Origin of the sequence: Erwinia endophytica, assembly GCF_009295515.1 — a bacterium.
Lineage (GTDB): Bacteria > Pseudomonadota > Gammaproteobacteria > Enterobacterales > Enterobacteriaceae > Erwinia > Erwinia endophytica.
The window spans coordinates 1-17,602 of the sequence record NZ_RQVV01000007.1; the positions used below are offsets into that span (position 1 = coordinate 1).

At 52.6% G+C, this 17,602-nt stretch carries 14 protein-coding genes; 7 read left to right on the plus strand and 7 right to left on the minus strand.

Annotation, left to right across the window (positions count from 1 at the left end):
• Positions 1-177 precede the first annotated feature (177 nt).
• Positions 178-1,215 carry a UDP-N-acetylmuramate dehydrogenase gene (gene murB / locus EH228_RS01795; protein WP_152319991.1) on the plus strand — a complete coding sequence of 346 codons (1,038 nt, stop codon included), beginning with the start codon at positions 178-180 and terminating at the stop codon, positions 1,213-1,215.
• Positions 1,212-2,177: a bifunctional biotin--[acetyl-CoA-carboxylase] ligase/biotin operon repressor BirA gene (birA, locus tag EH228_RS01800; protein ID WP_152319992.1), complete on the plus strand. Its 966-nt coding sequence runs from the start codon at positions 1,212-1,214 to the stop codon at positions 2,175-2,177. The genes murB and birA overlap by 4 nt, the downstream gene beginning before the upstream one ends.
• 123 nt (positions 2,178-2,300) lie before the next feature.
• Here the strand turns inward: birA and katG are convergent, their stop codons facing one another.
• Positions 2,301-4,481, minus strand: a complete 2,181-nt coding sequence (katG, locus tag EH228_RS01805; protein ID WP_152319993.1) for a catalase/peroxidase HPI — start codon at positions 4,479-4,481, stop codon at positions 2,301-2,303.
• 466 nt (positions 4,482-4,947) lie between these two features.
• Positions 4,948-6,300, minus strand: a complete 1,353-nt coding sequence (gene gorA, locus EH228_RS01810; protein WP_152319994.1) for a glutathione-disulfide reductase — start codon at positions 6,298-6,300, stop codon at positions 4,948-4,950.
• Between the two features lie 166 nt (positions 6,301-6,466).
• On the opposite strand from gorA, the gene rnz reads away from it, so the two are divergent.
• Entirely contained in the window at positions 6,467-7,381 is a 915-nt protein-coding gene (gene rnz, locus EH228_RS01815; protein ID WP_152319995.1) for a ribonuclease Z, read from the plus strand.
• A 96-nt stretch (positions 7,382-7,477) separates the two neighbouring features.
• Here rnz and EH228_RS01820 read toward each other — a convergent pair whose 3' ends face one another.
• Both EH228_RS01820 and EH228_RS01825 read right to left on the minus strand, forming a co-directional pair.
• The gene (locus EH228_RS01820) at positions 7,478-8,320 is read right to left on the minus strand and encodes a 23S rRNA (adenine(2030)-N(6))-methyltransferase RlmJ (RefSeq protein ID WP_152319996.1); all 843 of its coding nucleotides are present in this window, start codon (positions 8,318-8,320) and stop codon (positions 7,478-7,480) included.
• 535 nt (positions 8,321-8,855) lie between these two features.
• A complete protein-coding gene (locus EH228_RS01825; protein WP_152319997.1) occupies positions 8,856-9,680 on the minus strand; it encodes a CPBP family intramembrane glutamic endopeptidase in 825 nt (274 codons plus the stop codon).
• Between the two features lie 201 nt (positions 9,681-9,881).
• Between EH228_RS01825 and prlC the strand changes: the two genes are divergently transcribed.
• A complete protein-coding gene (prlC, locus tag EH228_RS01830; protein ID WP_152319998.1) occupies positions 9,882-11,927 on the plus strand; it encodes an oligopeptidase A in 2,046 nt (681 codons plus the stop codon).
• Complete coding sequence (gene rsmJ, locus EH228_RS01835; RefSeq protein ID WP_152319999.1) at positions 11,928-12,683, plus strand: 16S rRNA (guanine(1516)-N(2))-methyltransferase RsmJ; 756 nt, start codon at positions 11,928-11,930, stop codon at positions 12,681-12,683.
• Between the two features lie 88 nt (positions 12,684-12,771).
• On the opposite strand, the gene uspA is transcribed toward rsmJ, so the two are convergent.
• The gene (gene uspA, locus EH228_RS01840; RefSeq protein ID WP_152320000.1) at positions 12,772-13,209 is read right to left on the minus strand and encodes a universal stress protein UspA; all 438 of its coding nucleotides are present in this window, start codon (positions 13,207-13,209) and stop codon (positions 12,772-12,774) included.
• A 346-nt stretch (positions 13,210-13,555) separates the two neighbouring features.
• Between uspA and uspB the strand changes: the two genes are divergently transcribed.
• Positions 13,556-13,891 carry a universal stress protein UspB gene (gene uspB / locus EH228_RS01845; protein ID WP_152320001.1) on the plus strand — a complete coding sequence of 112 codons (336 nt, stop codon included), beginning with the start codon at positions 13,556-13,558 and terminating at the stop codon, positions 13,889-13,891.
• A gap of 64 nt (positions 13,892-13,955) precedes the next feature.
• On the opposite strand, the gene pitA is transcribed toward uspB, so the two are convergent.
• Positions 13,956-15,455: an inorganic phosphate transporter PitA gene (gene pitA, locus EH228_RS01850; RefSeq protein WP_152320002.1), complete on the minus strand. Its 1,500-nt coding sequence runs from the start codon at positions 15,453-15,455 to the stop codon at positions 13,956-13,958.
• Between the two features lie 241 nt (positions 15,456-15,696).
• Here pitA and EH228_RS01855 point away from each other — a divergent pair, with 241 nt between their 5' ends.
• Positions 15,697-16,881 carry a BaiN/RdsA family NAD(P)/FAD-dependent oxidoreductase gene (locus EH228_RS01855; protein WP_152320003.1) on the plus strand — a complete coding sequence of 395 codons (1,185 nt, stop codon included), beginning with the start codon at positions 15,697-15,699 and terminating at the stop codon, positions 16,879-16,881.
• Positions 16,882-16,931: 50 nt separating this feature from the next.
• Here the strand turns inward: EH228_RS01855 and EH228_RS01860 are convergent, their stop codons facing one another.
• Positions 16,932-17,573, minus strand: a complete 642-nt coding sequence (locus tag EH228_RS01860; RefSeq protein ID WP_152320004.1) for an RpiB/LacA/LacB family sugar-phosphate isomerase — start codon at positions 17,571-17,573, stop codon at positions 16,932-16,934.
• Between the last annotated feature and the right edge of the window lie 29 nt (positions 17,574-17,602).

Genomic DNA, 17,602 nt, shown 5'->3' on the forward strand with positions numbered 1-17,602 from the left:
GTGTGGGGTCTCCCCATGCGAGAGTAGGGAACTGCCAGGCATCAAACAAGCGGAAACCCCGACCGGAAGGTCGGGGTTTTTTGCGTTATAAGTCCGGCTCGGTAGGTGTCAAAAATGCTCCTGCATATCCGCTCAATCGGGTAAACTACCGGCAGTTGAATTTGTTAAGGCTGCCTAATGTCCAACCAGTTTTGTTCTTTAAAACCTTTCAATACCTTCAATCTTGATGTTCATGCACGGCATATTGTCGTGGCAGAAACAGCGGTCGAATTGATCGATGCATGGCAGACCAGTCAGCAGCAGCAACAGCCGGTTCTTTTGCTGGGTGAAGGCAGTAATATCCTGTTCCTGGAGGATTTTCAGGGGACAGTGATCGTTAACCGACTGAAAGATATTAAGGTTGAGGAGAGCAGCAGTGCCTGGCATTTGCACATCGGAGCCGGTGAAAACTGGCACGAACTGGTGCAGTATACGCTGACAAAGGGGTTCTTCGGGCTGGAGAATCTGGCGATGATCCCCGGTTGTGTTGGTTCCGCGCCAATTCAGAACATCGGTGCTTATGGTGTGGAATTGAAGAACGTTTGTGAATATGTCGATGTGCTGGCCCTTGCTACTGGTGAGGTGCGGCGTCTGTTGGCGGAAGAGTGCCAGTTTGGCTATCGTGATAGCGTCTTTAAGCATCAATATCAGTCGGGCTATGCCATTGTGGCCGTTGGCCTGATACTGAAAAAACACTGGGTGCCAATAACGCTCTATGGTGATCTGAGTCAATTAGATGCCGAAACGGTCACGCCACAGCAAATTTTTGATGCTGTCTGCCATATGCGTAGTAGCAAATTGCCTAATCCCGACGTGACTGGAAACGCCGGTAGCTTCTTCAAAAATCCGCTTGTTGACGCCGAACGAGCACGATCTCTGGCAAAAAATTATCCTGATATTCCGCTCTATCCTCAGGAAGATAACAAGGTCAAGTTGGCCGCGGCCTGGCTTATTGATCGCTGCGATCTGAAAGGGTTCAGTGTGGGAGGAGCTGCCGTACATCGTCAGCAGGCACTGGTCTTAATCAATCAGGAGCAGGCAACCAGCAGCGATATTGTGGCGTTAGCGCATGAAGTGCGCCAGCGTGTTGGCAGAAAATTTAATGTCTGGCTTGAGCCTGAGGTACGGTTTATCGGTGCCAGCGGCGAAAAGGATGCCGTTGGAGTCATCGGATGAAAGCAAATACAGTCCCTTTAACGTTGATCGGTATTCTTGCTGACGGTGAGTTTCATTCCGGCGAGCAACTTGGCGCTCAACTGGGCATGAGCCGTGCCGCAATTAATAAGCATATTCAGACCCTGAAAGACTGGGGGATTGATGTCTTTACTGTCACCGGTAAAGGTTATAGTTTGCCTGCGCCTGTCCAGCTATTAAATGAAGAAACGATTGATGCTCAGTTGGAACGTGGTCGTCTTGCGGTGATCCCGGTGATTGACTCCACCAACCAGTATTTGCTGGAAAGAATGGATCAATTAGCGTCAGGTGATGCCTGTGTGGCGGAATATCAACAGGCAGGGAGAGGTCGACGTGGCAGACAGTGGTTCTCACCGTTTGGTTCCAACCTTTATCTCTCGATGTACTGGCGTCTGGAGCAAGGGCCCGTTGCCGCTATGGGGTTGAGTCTGGTGATTGGCGTTGTCACCGCCGAAGTTCTGCAGGCGTTGGGTGCCAGTGATGTACGGGTAAAATGGCCTAACGATCTCTATCTGAACGATCGCAAACTTGCTGGCATTCTGGTTGAATTAACAGGTAAAACAGGGGATGCGGCACAGATCGTGATAGGTATCGGCATCAACCTGGCAATGAATTCACCGGATACCAGTATCGTGAATCAGGGATGGATAAACTTGCAAGAAGCCGGTGTTAAAATCGATCGCAACACCCTTGCGGCCAGCCTGGTGAATAAAATGCGCGAATCGTTGGAACTGTTTGAACGCGAAGGGCTGGCGCCTTTTATTGACCGCTGGAGCAAGCTGGATAACTTTATCAATCGTCCGGTAAAGTTGCTGATAGGCGACCGCGAAATCCCCGGTATTGCCAGAGGAATCGACCCGCAGGGCGGATTATTGCTGGAACAGGATGGTAAAGTAAAATCCTGGGTGGGTGGCGAAATCTCGTTGCGTCCGCTGGAAAAATAACACCACAGTGAGCAAAAGCATGTCTGGCACAGGAAGGATAGTCTGTTTTTCTGAGGCCAGACGGGACTGTTGGCGTATGTTTGCGAAAAAACAGGAAGGGAGCCAGCCCTTCCTGATCATTGCTTACTGCAGGTCGAAACGATCCAGGTTCATCACCTTGTTCCAGGCAGCTACGAAGTCAATGACGAACTTCTCTTTAGCATCATCGCAGGCATAAACCTCAGCCACTGCACGCAGAATAGCATTAGAGCCAAAGATTAGATCGGCCCGTGTTGCGGTGAATTTCACGTCATCATTGAGACGGTCATGGCCGGTAAAAAACTCGGAAGTACTGTCGGTGGCCTTCCACTCGTTGCTCATATCCAGCAGATTGACGAAAAAGTCGTTACTGAGTATGCCTGCGCGCTGAGTGAGCACACCATACTGACTGCCGTCGAAGTTAATGTTCAGTACTCGCAGGCCGCCGATTAATACCGTCAACTCGGGTACTGTTAACGTAAGTTGCTGCGCTTTATCGATCAGCAGCTCTTCTGTCGAGGCACCATTGCGTACACGGCGGTAATTACGAAAGCCATCAGCAATGGGATTAAGCCGCTCGAAGGAAGCGATATCGGTCTGATCCTGACGCGCATCCACCCGCCCCGGTATAAACGGAACATGAATACTCACCCCCGCTGCGTGCGCCGCTTTCTCAATACCGACCACGCCAGCCAACACGATGACATCAGCCAAAGACGCTTTGTCGGATGCCTGTTGAATGTTTTCCAGTATAGAAAGCGTGTGTGAAACGTGGGCGTTAACCTGCCATTCGCGCTGCGGTGCCAGCGCCAGTCGGGCACCATTCGCACCACCCCGCTTATCGCCACCGCGAAACGTGGAGGCGGAAGCCCAGGCAACAGACACCAGTTCACTGGCCGACAGACCCGACTGTGCGATCTCAGCCTTCAGATTGTCAATATCTGCCGTGTCAGGATGGTGGCGTGGCAGTGGCAGTGGGTCTTGCCAGATCATGGCCTCTTTCGGTACTTCCGGGCCAATATAACGCGCTAATGGACCCATATCTCTGTGGGTCAGTTTGTACCAGGCGCGGGCGAATGCCTCGTTAAAGGCCTGTGGATCGTTGAGGAAACGGCGCGAAATTTTCTCAAATTCAGGATCGAAGCGCAGTGTCAGATCAGTAACCAGCATGGTGGGCTTGCGTTTTTTAGTTGCGTCGAACGGATCGGGAATAATTTCCGGCGCGTCGACGGCTTCAAACTGAATAGCGCCAGCAGGGCTGCGTGTCTGTACCCACTCGAATTTAAACAGGTTCTCAAAGAAGTAATGACTCCACTGGGTGGGTGTTTGCGTCCATGCGACTTCCAGACCGGAGGTAATGGCATCCGCACCTGAGCCACTGCCGTAGCTGTTTGCCCATCCTAACCCTTGGGCTTCAATCGGCGCAGATTCAGGGTCGGCGCCGACATGGCTGGCCGGGCCCGCGCCGTGAGTCTTGCCTAAAGTATGCCCCCCTGCAATCAGAGCGACCGTTTCTTCATCGTTCATGCCCATATTACCGAAGGTCGCCCGAATCGCCGGTGCAGCCGATGCGGGATCGCCACTGTTATCGGGGCCCTCCGGATTAACATAAATCAGGCCCATTTCGGTGGCGCCTAACGATGATTGTGCCAGGGACTCAGGATGACGGTGTGCCAGCCAGGTCTTTTCGTTACCCCAGTCCACATCCTGATCCGGTTCCCAGACATCCTCGCGTCCGGCGCCAAAACCAAATGTCCGGAAACTGGCGTTCTCCAGCGCGACATTACCCGCCAGAATATACAGGTCGGCCCAGGAAATTTTCTGTCCATACTTTTGTTTGACTGGCCACAGTAGGCGACGCGCCTTATCGAGGCTGACGTTATCGGGCCAGGAATTTAACGGTGCGAAACGTTGCTGGCCACGTCCGGCTCCTCCGCGGCCATCAGTTGCGCGGTAGGTGCCTGCGCTATGCCACGCCATGCGAATAAAGAGGCCGATATAGCTACCCCAGTCGGCGGGCCACCACGGTTGAGAGTCCGTTAACAATGCTTTGAGATCGCCTTTCAGTGCATAGTAATCTAATTTGCTGAATTCCTTGCGGTAGTTGAAATCGGCGGACAGTGGATTGGAACGGTTGGAGTGTTGGTTAAGCAGGTCAACGTGTAACTGATTAGGCCACCAGTCGCGGTTGTTGGTACCGCCTCCGGCATGTTGATCCTGTTTGCCCTGATGGAAAGGGCATTTGCCAGCGGCTAAGGTATCGTGTGAATTGGCTGGTGTACTCATGGGTTGGTAGGCTCCGTTTTCTGATATTCTGACTTTTTATTACGATATACGCCTTATCTGATAAGTCATATCTGAATAAACCTACAGATTTGATAGTTAATTCCTTTTATTTAAATCTACATTCTCAAGGGAACGATGACCTGACAGACGTACTGTTGCTCACGCTGTAAAGAATAATAGGACAAAGTGAAAGGTTTTATATTGATACGGGCTCACGGGGAAGGAATTTATCTCCTTCATACGGCTTTATGTTGCAGGAGTACTGGCGGCATGAGCGCGTGGGGGGGGCAGCTGGTTCACGGGCAGGATAGTTCGGGTCCGGCAGCCTCACGCCGTTGAGGTCTGAGCCGGCGATGTTTAAAAAGCGTGTTTATCCGACCATTTGAGCGGTATAAAAAGAAGCCCTGAATGAGCTTCTTTATTACCTGAATATGGCCCAAAACAATCGGGCCAGTTTTGGAGACCGTTAACGCATGGTCACAAACTCTTCGGCGCCGGTTGGGTGGATAGCGACGGTGTTGTCGAAATCTTCCTTGGTTGCGCCCATCTTCAGAGCCACCGCGAAGCCCTGTAACATTTCGTCCATGCCGTAACCGATGCCATGGATCCCCACGATCTTCTCTTCTTTACCGATACAAACCAGCTTCATGCGACATGGCTGGCGGTGCTGAGTCACGGCGGTATACATCGCGGTAAAGGCCGATTGATATACTTTCACTTGCTCATCGCCATATTTCTTACGGGCTTCCGGCTCGCTCAAGCCAACGGTGCCAATTGGCGGGTGGCTGAAAACCACGGTTGGCACATTGCTGTAGTCCAGATGCTCTTGCGGTTTGTTGTTAAACAGACGTTCGGACAGACGACGACCTGCCGCAACAGCCACTGGTGTCAGTTCAACAGCGCCGGTGTTATCACCGACAGCATAGACGCCAGGCACACTGGTGTTCTGGTATTTATCGACAATAATGTAGCCTTTTTCGTTCAGCTTAACGCCAGTAACGTCCAGATTCAGGCCATCGGTCGCGGGTTCACGGCCAATCGCCCACACCAGACAGTCCACTGTTTGCTCTTTGCCATTCTCCAACTGCAGCGTCAGGCTGCCGTCAGCGTTTTTTATCACCGCTTTTGGAATGGATTCGGTATGCAACACCGGGCCTTCGGTGTTCATGACTTCTACCAGCGTATTCACAATCAGCGGATCGAAAGTACGTAGTGGGGCATGTTTACGCACAAACAGATGAGTTTCTGAACCTAATGCGTTGACTACGCCGGCGATTTCGACAGCAATATAACCCGCCCCCACAACCGCAGTACGTTTGGGCAGGGCATCCAACGCGAAGAAACCGTCAGAATCAATACCGTATTCTGCGCCAGGCACTGACGGATGGACTGGACGACCGCCGGTGGCAATCAGGATATGGTCCGCAGTAATTTTCTCACCGTTCACTTCCACGGTATGCGCATCAACAAAACGGGCATAACCTTTGATCACGTCAACGTTGTTTTTACCCAGTACGTTGTTGTAAGAGGTATGGATACGATCGATATAGGCGCTGCGATTTTTAACCAGTGTGGCCCAGTCGAAACGGTTCACCGTGGTATTAAAGCCGTAGTCCGGTCCGTACAGGTGGATGGCTTCAGCGATTTGTGCCGCATGCCACATCACTTTTTTGGGCACACACCCGACATTTACGCAGGTGCCGCCCAGCTCTTTTGCTTCGATCAGCGCGCATTTTTGCCCATACATGGCCGCGCGGTTAATAGAGGCGATACCGCCGCTGCCGCCACCGATGGCAAGGTAGTCATAATGTCTGGTCATCGAGAGTGTTCCATAAGTGAGTGAAGTAAGCTGCCATAGAGTGTAACGCCACTCGGCCGAATGCCGCAAAGTTTGCGTCTATGATTGTGATAGGGCCGGCGCGCTAAAATCGGTAATAATCAGGATTTACTGTGACAGCGCGCTTATTAACGGGCAGAGAGGTTGGATGGAACTGTTATTTTTAGGGACTGGCGCGGGAATGCCCAGTCGCCTGCGTAATGTGACCAGCATAGCATTAAATTTACAGGGCGCCCGTAGTGGTTGCTGGTTGTTCGATTGCGGCGAGGGGACTCAGCATCAGATGCTGCACAGCCCGGTAAAGACGGCAAAAATTGAGAAAATTTTTATTACTCACCTGCATGGCGACCATATTTTTGGCTTGCCGGGGTTACTGACCAGTCGCTCGATGAACAGCATAAAAGATCCGCTCACAGTGTATGGTCCGCGGGGGATTAGAACGTTTGTGGAAACCGCGCTCAGTCTCAGCGGGTCGTGGCTGACCTTCCCGTTAGACATTATTGAGCTTACCGCCGGAGAAGTGCTGAATGACGATCATTTTCGTGTAACGGCTTATCCGTTAACGCATCCGGTTGAATGTTATGGCTACCGGATTGAAGAACACGATAAACCCGGTCCACTGGATGCCGGGCGCCTGCTGGCAGACGGTATCCAGCCGGGCCATTTATTCCAGCAGTTGAAACTGGGGAAAACGGTGACCATGGAAGATGGTCGTATTGTTGATGGTCGTCACTACCTCGGACCGTCAATACCGGGGCTGAAACTGGCGATTTTTGGCGATACCAGCCCGACACCCGCCGCACTTGAGTTGGCGGCGAATGTCGATGTGATGGTACATGAAGCCACGCTGGAAGTGGCTCTGGAAGAGAAAGCCAACGGACGGGGACACTCTTCCACCGTCCAGGCTGCCACAGTAGCGAAAGAAGCGGGAGCGAAAAAGCTGATTGTGACGCATCTTAGCTCGCGTTATTTGCGGGAAGATACGGAGCGTTTAGTGGCGGAATGCCGGGCGATTTTCCCGGACACCGAGATGGCGCATGACTTTGCCGTATTTCGCTTCTGAATACGGGGATTTACCCCATGTGGCGGGATACATGGGGTGCATGTGAGCCAGTAGGGAACGAATTTATCCTGCGCTCGGGCAACGCGCCTTTTGTTATTACTCCGGCACAATCCAGCTCACTTTAGTGTGGCCCGTTCCGGTGGGCACCAGATGCTGGTGCAGCCACGGCAGTACATGATTCATCTGCTGCTCCAGTTTCCACGGTGGGTTGATCACCACCATGCCGGAAGCCGTCATGCCGCGTTGATCATTGTCCGGACGTACCGCCAGTTCAATCTGCAATATACGACGAATACCGGTCGCTTCCAGGTCTGAGAACATACGTTTGATTTGCTGGCGTAGCACCACCGGATACCATAACGCATAAATACCGGTACTGAAGCGCTTATAACCTTCCTGAATGCCTTTCACCACTGCCTGATAATCGCTTTTGATCTCATACGGTGGGTCGATAAGGATCAGACCGCGCCGGGAAGGCGGCGGTAGCTTTGATTTCAACTGCTGATAGCCATCCGCGCGTTCGGTGCGGGCGCGGGCATCTTTCTGGAATTCGTTACGCAGCAATGGATAGTCGCTGGGGTGCAACTCGGTCAGATTCAGACTGTCATCGGCACGCAGCAGGTGGCGCGCAATCAGGGGGGAGCCAGGATAATAACGCAGCATGCCGTTCGGGTTCAGCGCTTTGATGCAGGAAATATAACTGGCCAGCTCCGCGGGTAAATCATCCTGCTGCCAGATACGGGCAATTCCAGACAGATATTCCCCAGTGCGCCCGGCGTGCTCACCGCTCAATTGATAGCGCCCGGCCCCGGCATGGGTGTCGAGGTACAGGTAAGGCTTATCTTTTTCGTTAAGCGCATCGATGATCAGGCTCTGAACGGTATGTTTGAGAACGTCGGCATGGTTGCCGGCATGGAAACTGTGGCGATAGCTGAGCATTTTATTTATCCTGTTGAATTTATAAGGTTTTAATTTGCATTAAATCAAATAGTTACAATTATTACCTCACGGATTACCCCACAGAATGGCGCACAGCAACAGATGCAGGAAAAAGCATGAGAACCTTTTGAAGCGGGGGATTATATCAGGGATGGTGGCCGGATGGACGGCAAACAGGAGAACAAAGTCGCCGCTTTTAGTGGTTTTGCGGCTTTACCTGAACCACTTTATCGGCGGTGAAGACTGACGGGTTGAGACCCTGGAATGTGCTTGCTGCTGGCCGAACGTAGCTCAGGCTTAACCTGACAATATTCTCTGGCAGTACACGAAAACCGACCTGTTGAACTCACAGCGGAAAGTAGACGTTATGCCTGTCGATAGACGGGCAGCAGCATCCCAAAATATCTGGGTCAGGGGGGGCCAGACGTCGTTAGCCAACACGTTCAGGCGGGTGACGTAAGGCACAATATTGTGCCGCCAGAGCGGCACAGATTGCCGACGTTATCATCACCACGCACAAGGGAAATTGTTCAGGTTATCCTGAATGGTGTTGCCAAACAGGGTAGGTAAAAAACAGCAACTGCAGCAGGTTAAAGGCAAAATGCACCAGCGTGGAAACCCAAACCCGGCCACTCCACAGCCAGGCCAGACCGTAGATAATGCCGGCCAGGACAGCAAAGAACACCAGTAATGGCCCGCCAGCGTAATGCACCAATCCAAACAGTATCGCTGCAATCAACAACCCCCAGGTGTTACCTACCCGTTGGCTTAACCGCTGCTGAATATAGCCGCGGAACAACGCCTCTTCCGCCAGTGAGACGAAGAACAGGTTGGCGAGCATAAACGAGCCAAGCCAGGCGGGCTGGTGCAGTTCCACACGCAATCCGCCTGCCAGCGTAGCGATCAGCAATAAGATCGGCATTGCCAGGATAAGCACCAGCCACCACAGCTTATTGGTTGGTGGTACGGCAGGGCGCTTCAGCAGTGTTGGCAAGCCGCCCAGCAGCAAGAAGGGGATCAACGCTTTATCTAAGTTGTACCAAAAGGAAAAGGGCGCGCTCTCTGGTCCGGCCTTCACGCCGGAAACGACCAGCTGATTGTTGAACCCTGGGATCAGATGCAGCATTAGCGCGCCCGCACTGGCGAGCAGGATAATTTCCCCGGACAGAGAAAGCACAGACTGAGTTTGCTGACGGTGACAGTATACCGCCACGACACCCATCAGCGTCAGCGCGATGATCCCCGGTAGTTGCAGCGTGTGGTTCGCCACCGCGAACACCAGCGTAATTGCCAGCAGACTTAACGAAGCCCGCAAATAAAAAGGTAAAAAGAATAACGATGCGGCTAACAGATACCACATAGTAAGACGCTCCCTGTGTTATGACCAGCTGCCAGTATGGCGGTGATAAAAGTATGCTACCAGCTTGATTCATAGGCAAATACATTAGTGCCATGTACAACCGATTCGGCCCTGCCATTGATTTTCGCTACACTTAGCCTCATGTTAGCCTAATCGCGTGCTAAATTGCGTTTCAAACATATCATGAACAAGGACTGCGCTATGACCAATCCGTTACTCACATCTTTTACGCTTCCCCCTTTCTCCGCCATCAAGCCGGAACACGTTGTGCCAGCGGTGACCCAGGCACTGGACGATTGCCGCGCGGCGGTGGAAAAAGCGGTGGCCCAGAGCGCGCCTTATACGTGGGAAAATCTCGTTCAGCCGTTGGCTGAGGTGGATGACCGTCTGGGACGTCTGTTCTCCCCGGTCAGCCATCTGAATTCGGTAAAAAACAGTCCGGAACTGCGAGAAGCCTATGAGCAGACATTGCCGCTGTTGTCTGAGTACAGCACCTGGGTTGGTCAGCATGAAGGCCTGTATCAGGCTTATCGCAATCTGAAAGAGCATAGCTACCACGATCTGAGCGCCCCGCAGAAGAAAGCGGTAGATGATTCGCTGCGTGATTTTGAGCTTTCCGGTATCGGTCTGTCGAAAGAGAAGCAGAATCGTTACGGTGAGATTGCCGCTCGCCTGTCTGAGTTGGGTTCAAAGTACAGCAACAACGTGCTGGATGCGACTATGGGCTGGAGCAAGTTGATTACCGATGAAAGTGATCTGTCCGGCATGCCGGACAGCGCGCTGGCGGCCGCTAAAGCGCAGGCTGAAGCGAAAGGACAACAGGGATGGTTGCTGACGCTGGATATTCCAAGTTACCTCCCGGTAATGACCTATTGCGACAATCAGGCGCTGCGTGAAGAGATGTATCGCGCCTATTCGACCCGCGCGTCCGATCAGGGACCAAACGCTGGTCAGTGGGATAACAGCGATGTTATGGCGGAAGAATTGGCGTTGCGCCACGAACTGGCTCAACTGCTGGGTTTCAAATCTTACGCGGATAAATCTCTGGCGACCAAAATGGCTGAGAGCCCAGCTCAGGTCATCGATTTCCTGACTGATCTGGCGAAACGTGCCCGCCCCCAGGCGGAGAAAGAGCTGGAACAGTTGCGAGCTTTCGCGAAGCAAGAGCACGGTATTGATCAACTGAACCCGTGGGATATGACTTACTACGGCGAAAAACAGAAGCAGCACCTGTATGCCATCAGCGACGAGCAACTGCGACCTTACTTTCCGGAAGAGCGGGTGGTTAACGGCTTGTTCGAAGTGGTGAAACGCATTTACGGCATTACAGCGAAAGAACGCAAAGATGTCGATGTCTATCACTCCGAGGTGCGTTTCTTCGACTTGTTTGATGAAAGCGGCGAGCTGCGCGGCAGTTTCTATCTGGATTTATACGCCCGTGAGCACAAGCGCGGTGGCGCGTGGATGGATGATTGCGTGGGCCAGATGCGTAAAGCCGATGGTTCTCTGCAAAAACCGGTTGCCTATCTGACCTGTAACTTCAATCGTCCACTGGCGGGTAAACCAGCACTGTTCACCCACAATGAAGTGACCACCTTGTTCCACGAATTCGGTCATGGTTTGCATCATATGCTGACTCGCATTGAAACCCCAGGCGTATCAGGTATCAGTGGGGTGCCGTGGGATGCGGTAGAGTTGCCCAGTCAGTTTATGGAAAACTGGTGCTGGGAGCCGGAAGCGCTGGCGTTTATCTCTGGCCATTATGAAACGGGTGAGCCGTTGCCGCAGGAATTGCTGGACAAGATGTTGGCGGCAAAAAACTACCAGGCCGCGTTGTTCATTCTGCGTCAGTTGGAATTCGGTCTGTTTGATTTTCGTCTACACGCCGAGTTTGATCCGGCTAAAGGTGCGCAGATCCTTGAGATGCTTCAAGAGATTAAAAAGCAGGTGTCGGTGGTGCCAAGTCCATCATGGGGCCGCTTCCCTCATGCTTTCAGCCATATCTTTGCCGGTGGTTATGCGGCTGGTTACTACAGCTATTTGTGGGCCGATGTTCTGGCGGCGGATGCTTACTCCCGCTTCAAAGAAGAAGGCATTTTTAATCGCCAAACGGGGCAGTCTTTCCTGGATAACATACTGACTCGCGGTGGATCGGAAGAACCCATGGTGTTGTTCAAACGTTTCCGTGGTCGTGAGCCGCAGTTGGATGCCATGTTGAAGCATTATGGAATACAGGAACAGCAGTAAGTGAAGATTTGTTTGGTTGACGAATCAGGCGCCGGAGACGGCGCCTTATCTGTTTTGGCCGGACGCTGGCAGTTACAGCATGATTATCTGGCGCAGATGGCGTTAGTGATGACAGCGACGCATCTGGAGTTGCGTAAGCGGGATGAACCGAAGTTGGGCGGTATCTTTGTGGATTTCGTCGAAGGCGCAATGGCTCACCGCCGCCGTTTTGGTGGCGGCCGGGGCGAGGCGGTGGCTAAGGCCGTCGGTATCAAAGGCGCTTATCTGCCGGTGGTGGTCGATGCAACGGCAGGCCTTGGGCGGGATGCGTTTGTGCTTGCCTCGCTAGGTTGTCGGGTGCAAATGCTGGAACGTCACCCGGTGGTAGCGGCGTTGCTTGACGATGGTTTGCAGCGTGGCTATCAGAATGCGGAAATTGGCGACTGGTTGCGCGAAAGACTGACGTTGACGCATGCTTCAAGCCTGGCGGCGTTACATGAAATGCGTGAAAAGCCTGATGTGGTTTATCTCGATCCGATGTATCCCCATAAGCAGAAGAGTGCGCTGGTGAAGAAGGAGATGCGGGTATTCCAGTCGTTGGTGGGGGCCGATGATGATGCAGATGGCTTGCTGGTGCCGGCACGTCAGTTGGCGAAGAAACGGGTGGTGGTAAAAAGGCCGGATTACGCACCGCCATTGGCGGGTATGGCAACCCAGTCCGCCGTCGTGACCCGAAGCCATCGTTTTGATATTTACCCGCCACTGGCGACCCAATAAATACAGGGGCGGAATCGTTTTCCCGCGTTGCTGGATATCGGCACTGTCGCCTGGCGGGGCGCGGTTTTTCCCACGCAGAGACGTTTCGTTATTCGTCTTCCTCATCGCGCAATGGCACAATCAGCATATCGATATGTACGGTGTTGATCAGTTGGCGGGCAGAGGACATCAACTTGCTCCAGAAGTCCTGATGGTGACCACAAACCACCAAATCCACGTCATATTTTTTGATGGCATCAACCAGTACCTGGCCCAGATCGCCACTGCCGCTCAGCGTTTCAGAAACCGGGTAGTCCGCGTTGGTGGATAGCTCGGTCAGCGCCGAGTGCGTCTCTTCAGAAATACGTTTCTGCATGTCACCCAGATTAACGTCGATCAATCCGGTATAGAGGTCGGAATAATTCACATCCACATGGATCAGAGAAATTTTTGCATCGTAAGGACGCGCGATGGAAACTGCTTTGGCGACCAGTAGTTCACTTTCCGGCGAAAGATCGACTGCAATCAGAATGTGTTTGTAAGACATAACGATACTCCTTCCATTTGTGGTGGCTGTGAATCCGCCAGACAATGTTGTCTTTCCAGCATCATAACACATTGAAATCCGTTGTAATGTCTGATGCTATGCAGGACTTTTCGCCATGAACTCAACGGAAAAGACCGCAAGTGCTGTTCTTGCCGCTCTCAGTATAGCCTTACTCGTTAACAAATGAGGTGGCGATACGTTGCCTTTGCGAGCGGGATCAAAATGAATTTTTCACTCCATCCGACTGTTGCGACCAACAACGCTGGAAAAATTTTAAGTAAATCTCCTACACTAAAGAGGACGATAAGCCTTGCGTTAGTGGCCTTTGCGTTGTCTGGAGGGGATCATGATCAGCATTATTGCGCTGTTTTGGGCTCTGTGTGTAGTTTGTGTGATAAATATGGCGCGTTACTTTTCCTCTTTACGCGCGTTATTGGTGGTACTGCGAGGATGCGATCCCTTACTGTATCAGTACGTTGATGGCGCAGGATTCTTTACTTCACGTGGACAGCCGGGCAAGCAGGTGCGGTTGGTCCGTTATATTTGGTTACAGCGCTACCGTGATCATCATGATGAAGAGTTTATTCGTCGTTGTGAGCGGGTTCGCGGTCAATTTATCCTGACCAGCGCGTTGTGTGGTTTGGTGTTGGTTAGTCTGGTGGCGCTGCTCATCTGGCATTGACGCTGAGGCAAGAAAGCTAAAAAGGGTAAGCTAATGCTCACCCTTTTGTCATTACAACGCATTGTTAAATGAATCTGAGGGCCATCCAGTACAGCACGCCAGACAGCACTATCGAAACAGGCAGGGTCAACACCCAGGCCAGCAGGATGTTTTTGATGGTGCGGCTCTGTACACCCCCGCCGTCTACCAGCATCGTGCCGGCGACGGAAGAGGACAGTACGTGCGTAGTGGACACGGGCATTCCCGTATAGCTGGCCACGCCGATGGATACTGCGGCGGTCATCTGCGCGGACATTCCCTGTGCGTAGGTCATGCCTTTTTTACCGATTTTTTCACCGATGGTGGTGGCGACACGGCGCCAGCCAACCATGGTGCCCAGAGACAGGGCTAACGCAACCGCCACGATAATCCACACTGGCGCGTATTCAATCGTATTCAACAAATCGCCTTTCAGTTTATTGAGATAGCGCTGGTCATCACTGGACGCTCCCGGCAGTTTGGCTGCTTTGTCGGCCGTATCGGAGATGCACATCATCAGCCGACGCAACTGGCTACGCTGTTCAACACTCAATGCGTTGTAGCTTTGCAGGTTATTCAGCAGGCTCTGAGCATGTTGAATAGCCTGCATCGCGCGGCTCACATCGCAATGGAACTCCTGTGGCGTGGCGGCATTTTCTCCCGATGTCGGGGCGACAGGCGGTGTCATCTGCACGATATGGGGCAGTGAATCAGCATGCTGCTGGAAATACTGTTCCATATGATTCACGGCATCGCGAGTACGGGTAATGTCATAACCGGAGGCATTCATGTTCACGACGAATCCCGCTGGCGCGACGCCAATCAGCACCAACATAATCAGGCCTATACCTTTCTGGCCATCGTTAGCGCCATGCGAGTAGCTCACACCGATAGCCGACACGATCAGGGCGATACGGGTCCAGAACGGGGGTTTTTTCTTGCCGACTTTCTTTTCACGTTCCGCAGGCGTCATATGAATGCGGCGACGTTTTTTGCTGCCGCTCCAGTAACGACGCAAGAGAAACACCAGGCCGCCAGCCAGTGTCAGGCCCACGATGGGTGAAATAATCAGCGATAAAAAGACCCCGATCATTTTCGGGATATTCAGCGCGTCCACCACTGACGTTCCGGTCAGCAGCGCGTTGGTCAGGCCAATGCCAATGATAGCCCCAATGAGGGTATGAGAACTGGATGCGGGCAGACCGAAATACCAGGTGCCAAGATTCCAGATGATCGCCGCCAGCAGCATCGAAAAGACCATCGCCAGCCCGTGGGTCGATCCGACATTGAGCAGTAGATCGGTGGGTAATAAATGGACGATAGCGTAAGCAACGCTTAGTCCACCCAGCAGTACACCGAAAAAGTTAAATATTCCTGCCATCGCTACCGCTAACTGCGATCGCATTGCGCGGGTATAAATCACGGTCGCTACCGCATTTGCCGTGTCGTGGAAACCATTGATGGCTTCATAGAACAGAACAAAGAGCAGGGCAAGGATGAGTAACAGGCCAGTATGATAATCAAGACCAGTAAACAGATGTAGCATAAGCGTTACGCCATTTTGGAGGACATGAACGCGGCGCATTATCCGCGAGAAACCCTCTCAGGGGAAAGTGAAATATAGACTTTTTTTGACATTAATGTGTCAGAAAGAGGAATATAGGTCCTTATTTACCTTAAAGATCATTACATTACTAAATGTTTCAGCGCTGATGTTTTTGTGGTGCTGGTGTCCGTGCGGGGGAGTCACTACAATCACCGCTTTGAGCTGTGGCGCGGAGCGAAGTGTGGAAAAGTTTGATGTTGTCATTATTGGCGCCGGTGCGGCAGGTTTGTTCTGTGCCGCTCAGGCAGGGCAGCGGGGCCGCCGTGTTTTGCTGCTTGATAATGGCAAAAAAGCGGGACGAAAAATTTTGATGTCCGGCGGTGGCCGCTGTAATTTCACCAATCTTTATACTGATCCTGCCGCCTATCTTTCGCATAATCCCCATTTCTGCAAATCCGCCCTCGCACGTTACACCCAGTGGGACTTTATTGATCTGGTTAATCGCCATGGCATTCCCTGGCATGAGAAAGCGCTGGGCCAGCTGTTTTGCGACGACTCCGCGCAGCAGATTGTCGATTTGTTGCTGAAGGAGTGTGAGGCAGGAAAGGTGACGCTGCGGCTGCGGAGTGAAGTACTGGCGGTCAAACGTGATGCAGCAGGCTACACGCTCGACCTGAACGGTAGCGCGGTGCAGGCGGAAAAATTAGTTATCGCGACTGGCGGCCTTTCCATGCCGGGACTGGGCGCTTCGCCATTTGGCTATAAAATTGCGCAACAGTTTGGTCTGAAGGTTTTCCCTACTCGCGCCGGGCTGGTGCCGTTTACGCTGCACAGGCCGCTGTTGGCGCAGTTACAAACCCTGTCCGGGGTGTCTGTGCCTGCGGTGATGACTGCGGAGGATGGCACGGTGTTCAAAGAAGCGCTGTTATTTACCCATCGCGGTCTGTCCGGCCCGGCGGTTCTGCAGATTTCCAGTTACTGGCGACCCGGTGAATTTGTCACCATCAACCTGTCGCCCGAGTGTGATCTGAATGCTTTGATCAATGAACAGCGAGAAGCCCATGCTAACCAAAGCCTGAGAAACACCCTGGCAAAGGTGTTGCCGCGTCGGCTGGTGGAGTGTCTGCAACTGCTGGGACATGTACCGGAATGTACGCTAAAGCAGCTTAACAGCCGCCAGCAGAGCGAATTGGTGGCGTTGTTACACCACTGGCGTGTGCAGCCGAATGGCACTGAAGGTTATCGTACGGCGGAAGTGACGCTGGGGGGGGTGGATACCCACGGGCTTTCTTCTAAAACGATGGAGGCGCAGGATGTTCCCGGCCTGTACTTTATCGGCGAAGTCGTCGACGTCACTGGCTGGCTTGGCGGGTACAATTTCCAGTGGGCCTGGAGTTCAGCCTGGGCTTGTGGACAGGCGCTATAAAGGAAGCCAGGCCATGGTCTTCTTTATCTGACCACGGCCTGACGGGATAATTAATGCTGAATAAGCTGTTTGACCCAGGCAATGATTTCCGCATCTTTGCCGTGTTCAAACAGGCATTGCTGGAAGCGTTTGCCGCCCACCGCTGTTTTTACCAATTCAGGGTCGATGGCGCGTAAGGTATCCAGATAGTTGTCTTTGATAACGGCGCGTTTAACCTGATTCAACAAACCCGCATTGCGTACCTGCGGTTCTTTACGTTCAGGTGGGTAGCCTTCTCCTTTGCGCCCTGTGAACGCTTTCTCAAAGATGTAGCGTACGTTCAGTTCCGCGCCCCAGCCAAATCCTTTCGCAAAAGGCAAAGACAGCGCGTTGCCATTATTGATCTGCGCAAACAGGAAGGCATCCGCTGGATCGATACAGTAACCGCAGACCACGCCCGGGTGGATATTCAGCGACATCAACGCGCCCTGTCCGGTACCACAACCGGTTACCACAAAGTCCACCGCTTTCGCGTTGAGCAGAATGCTGGCCATAATCCCCAAATGGATATAGGTCAGATGGTGATCCTGTTCGTCACTCATGCCCACATTAAACACCGTATCGCGGTTATCGGCGGCAACGGCCTGAAGCTGTTGCAATACCAGCGCATTTTTCCCCGCCTGGCTGTTTTCCATCATCAGTGCAATATTCATGTTCTCTCCTGCTGTAAGCATTGAGTGTG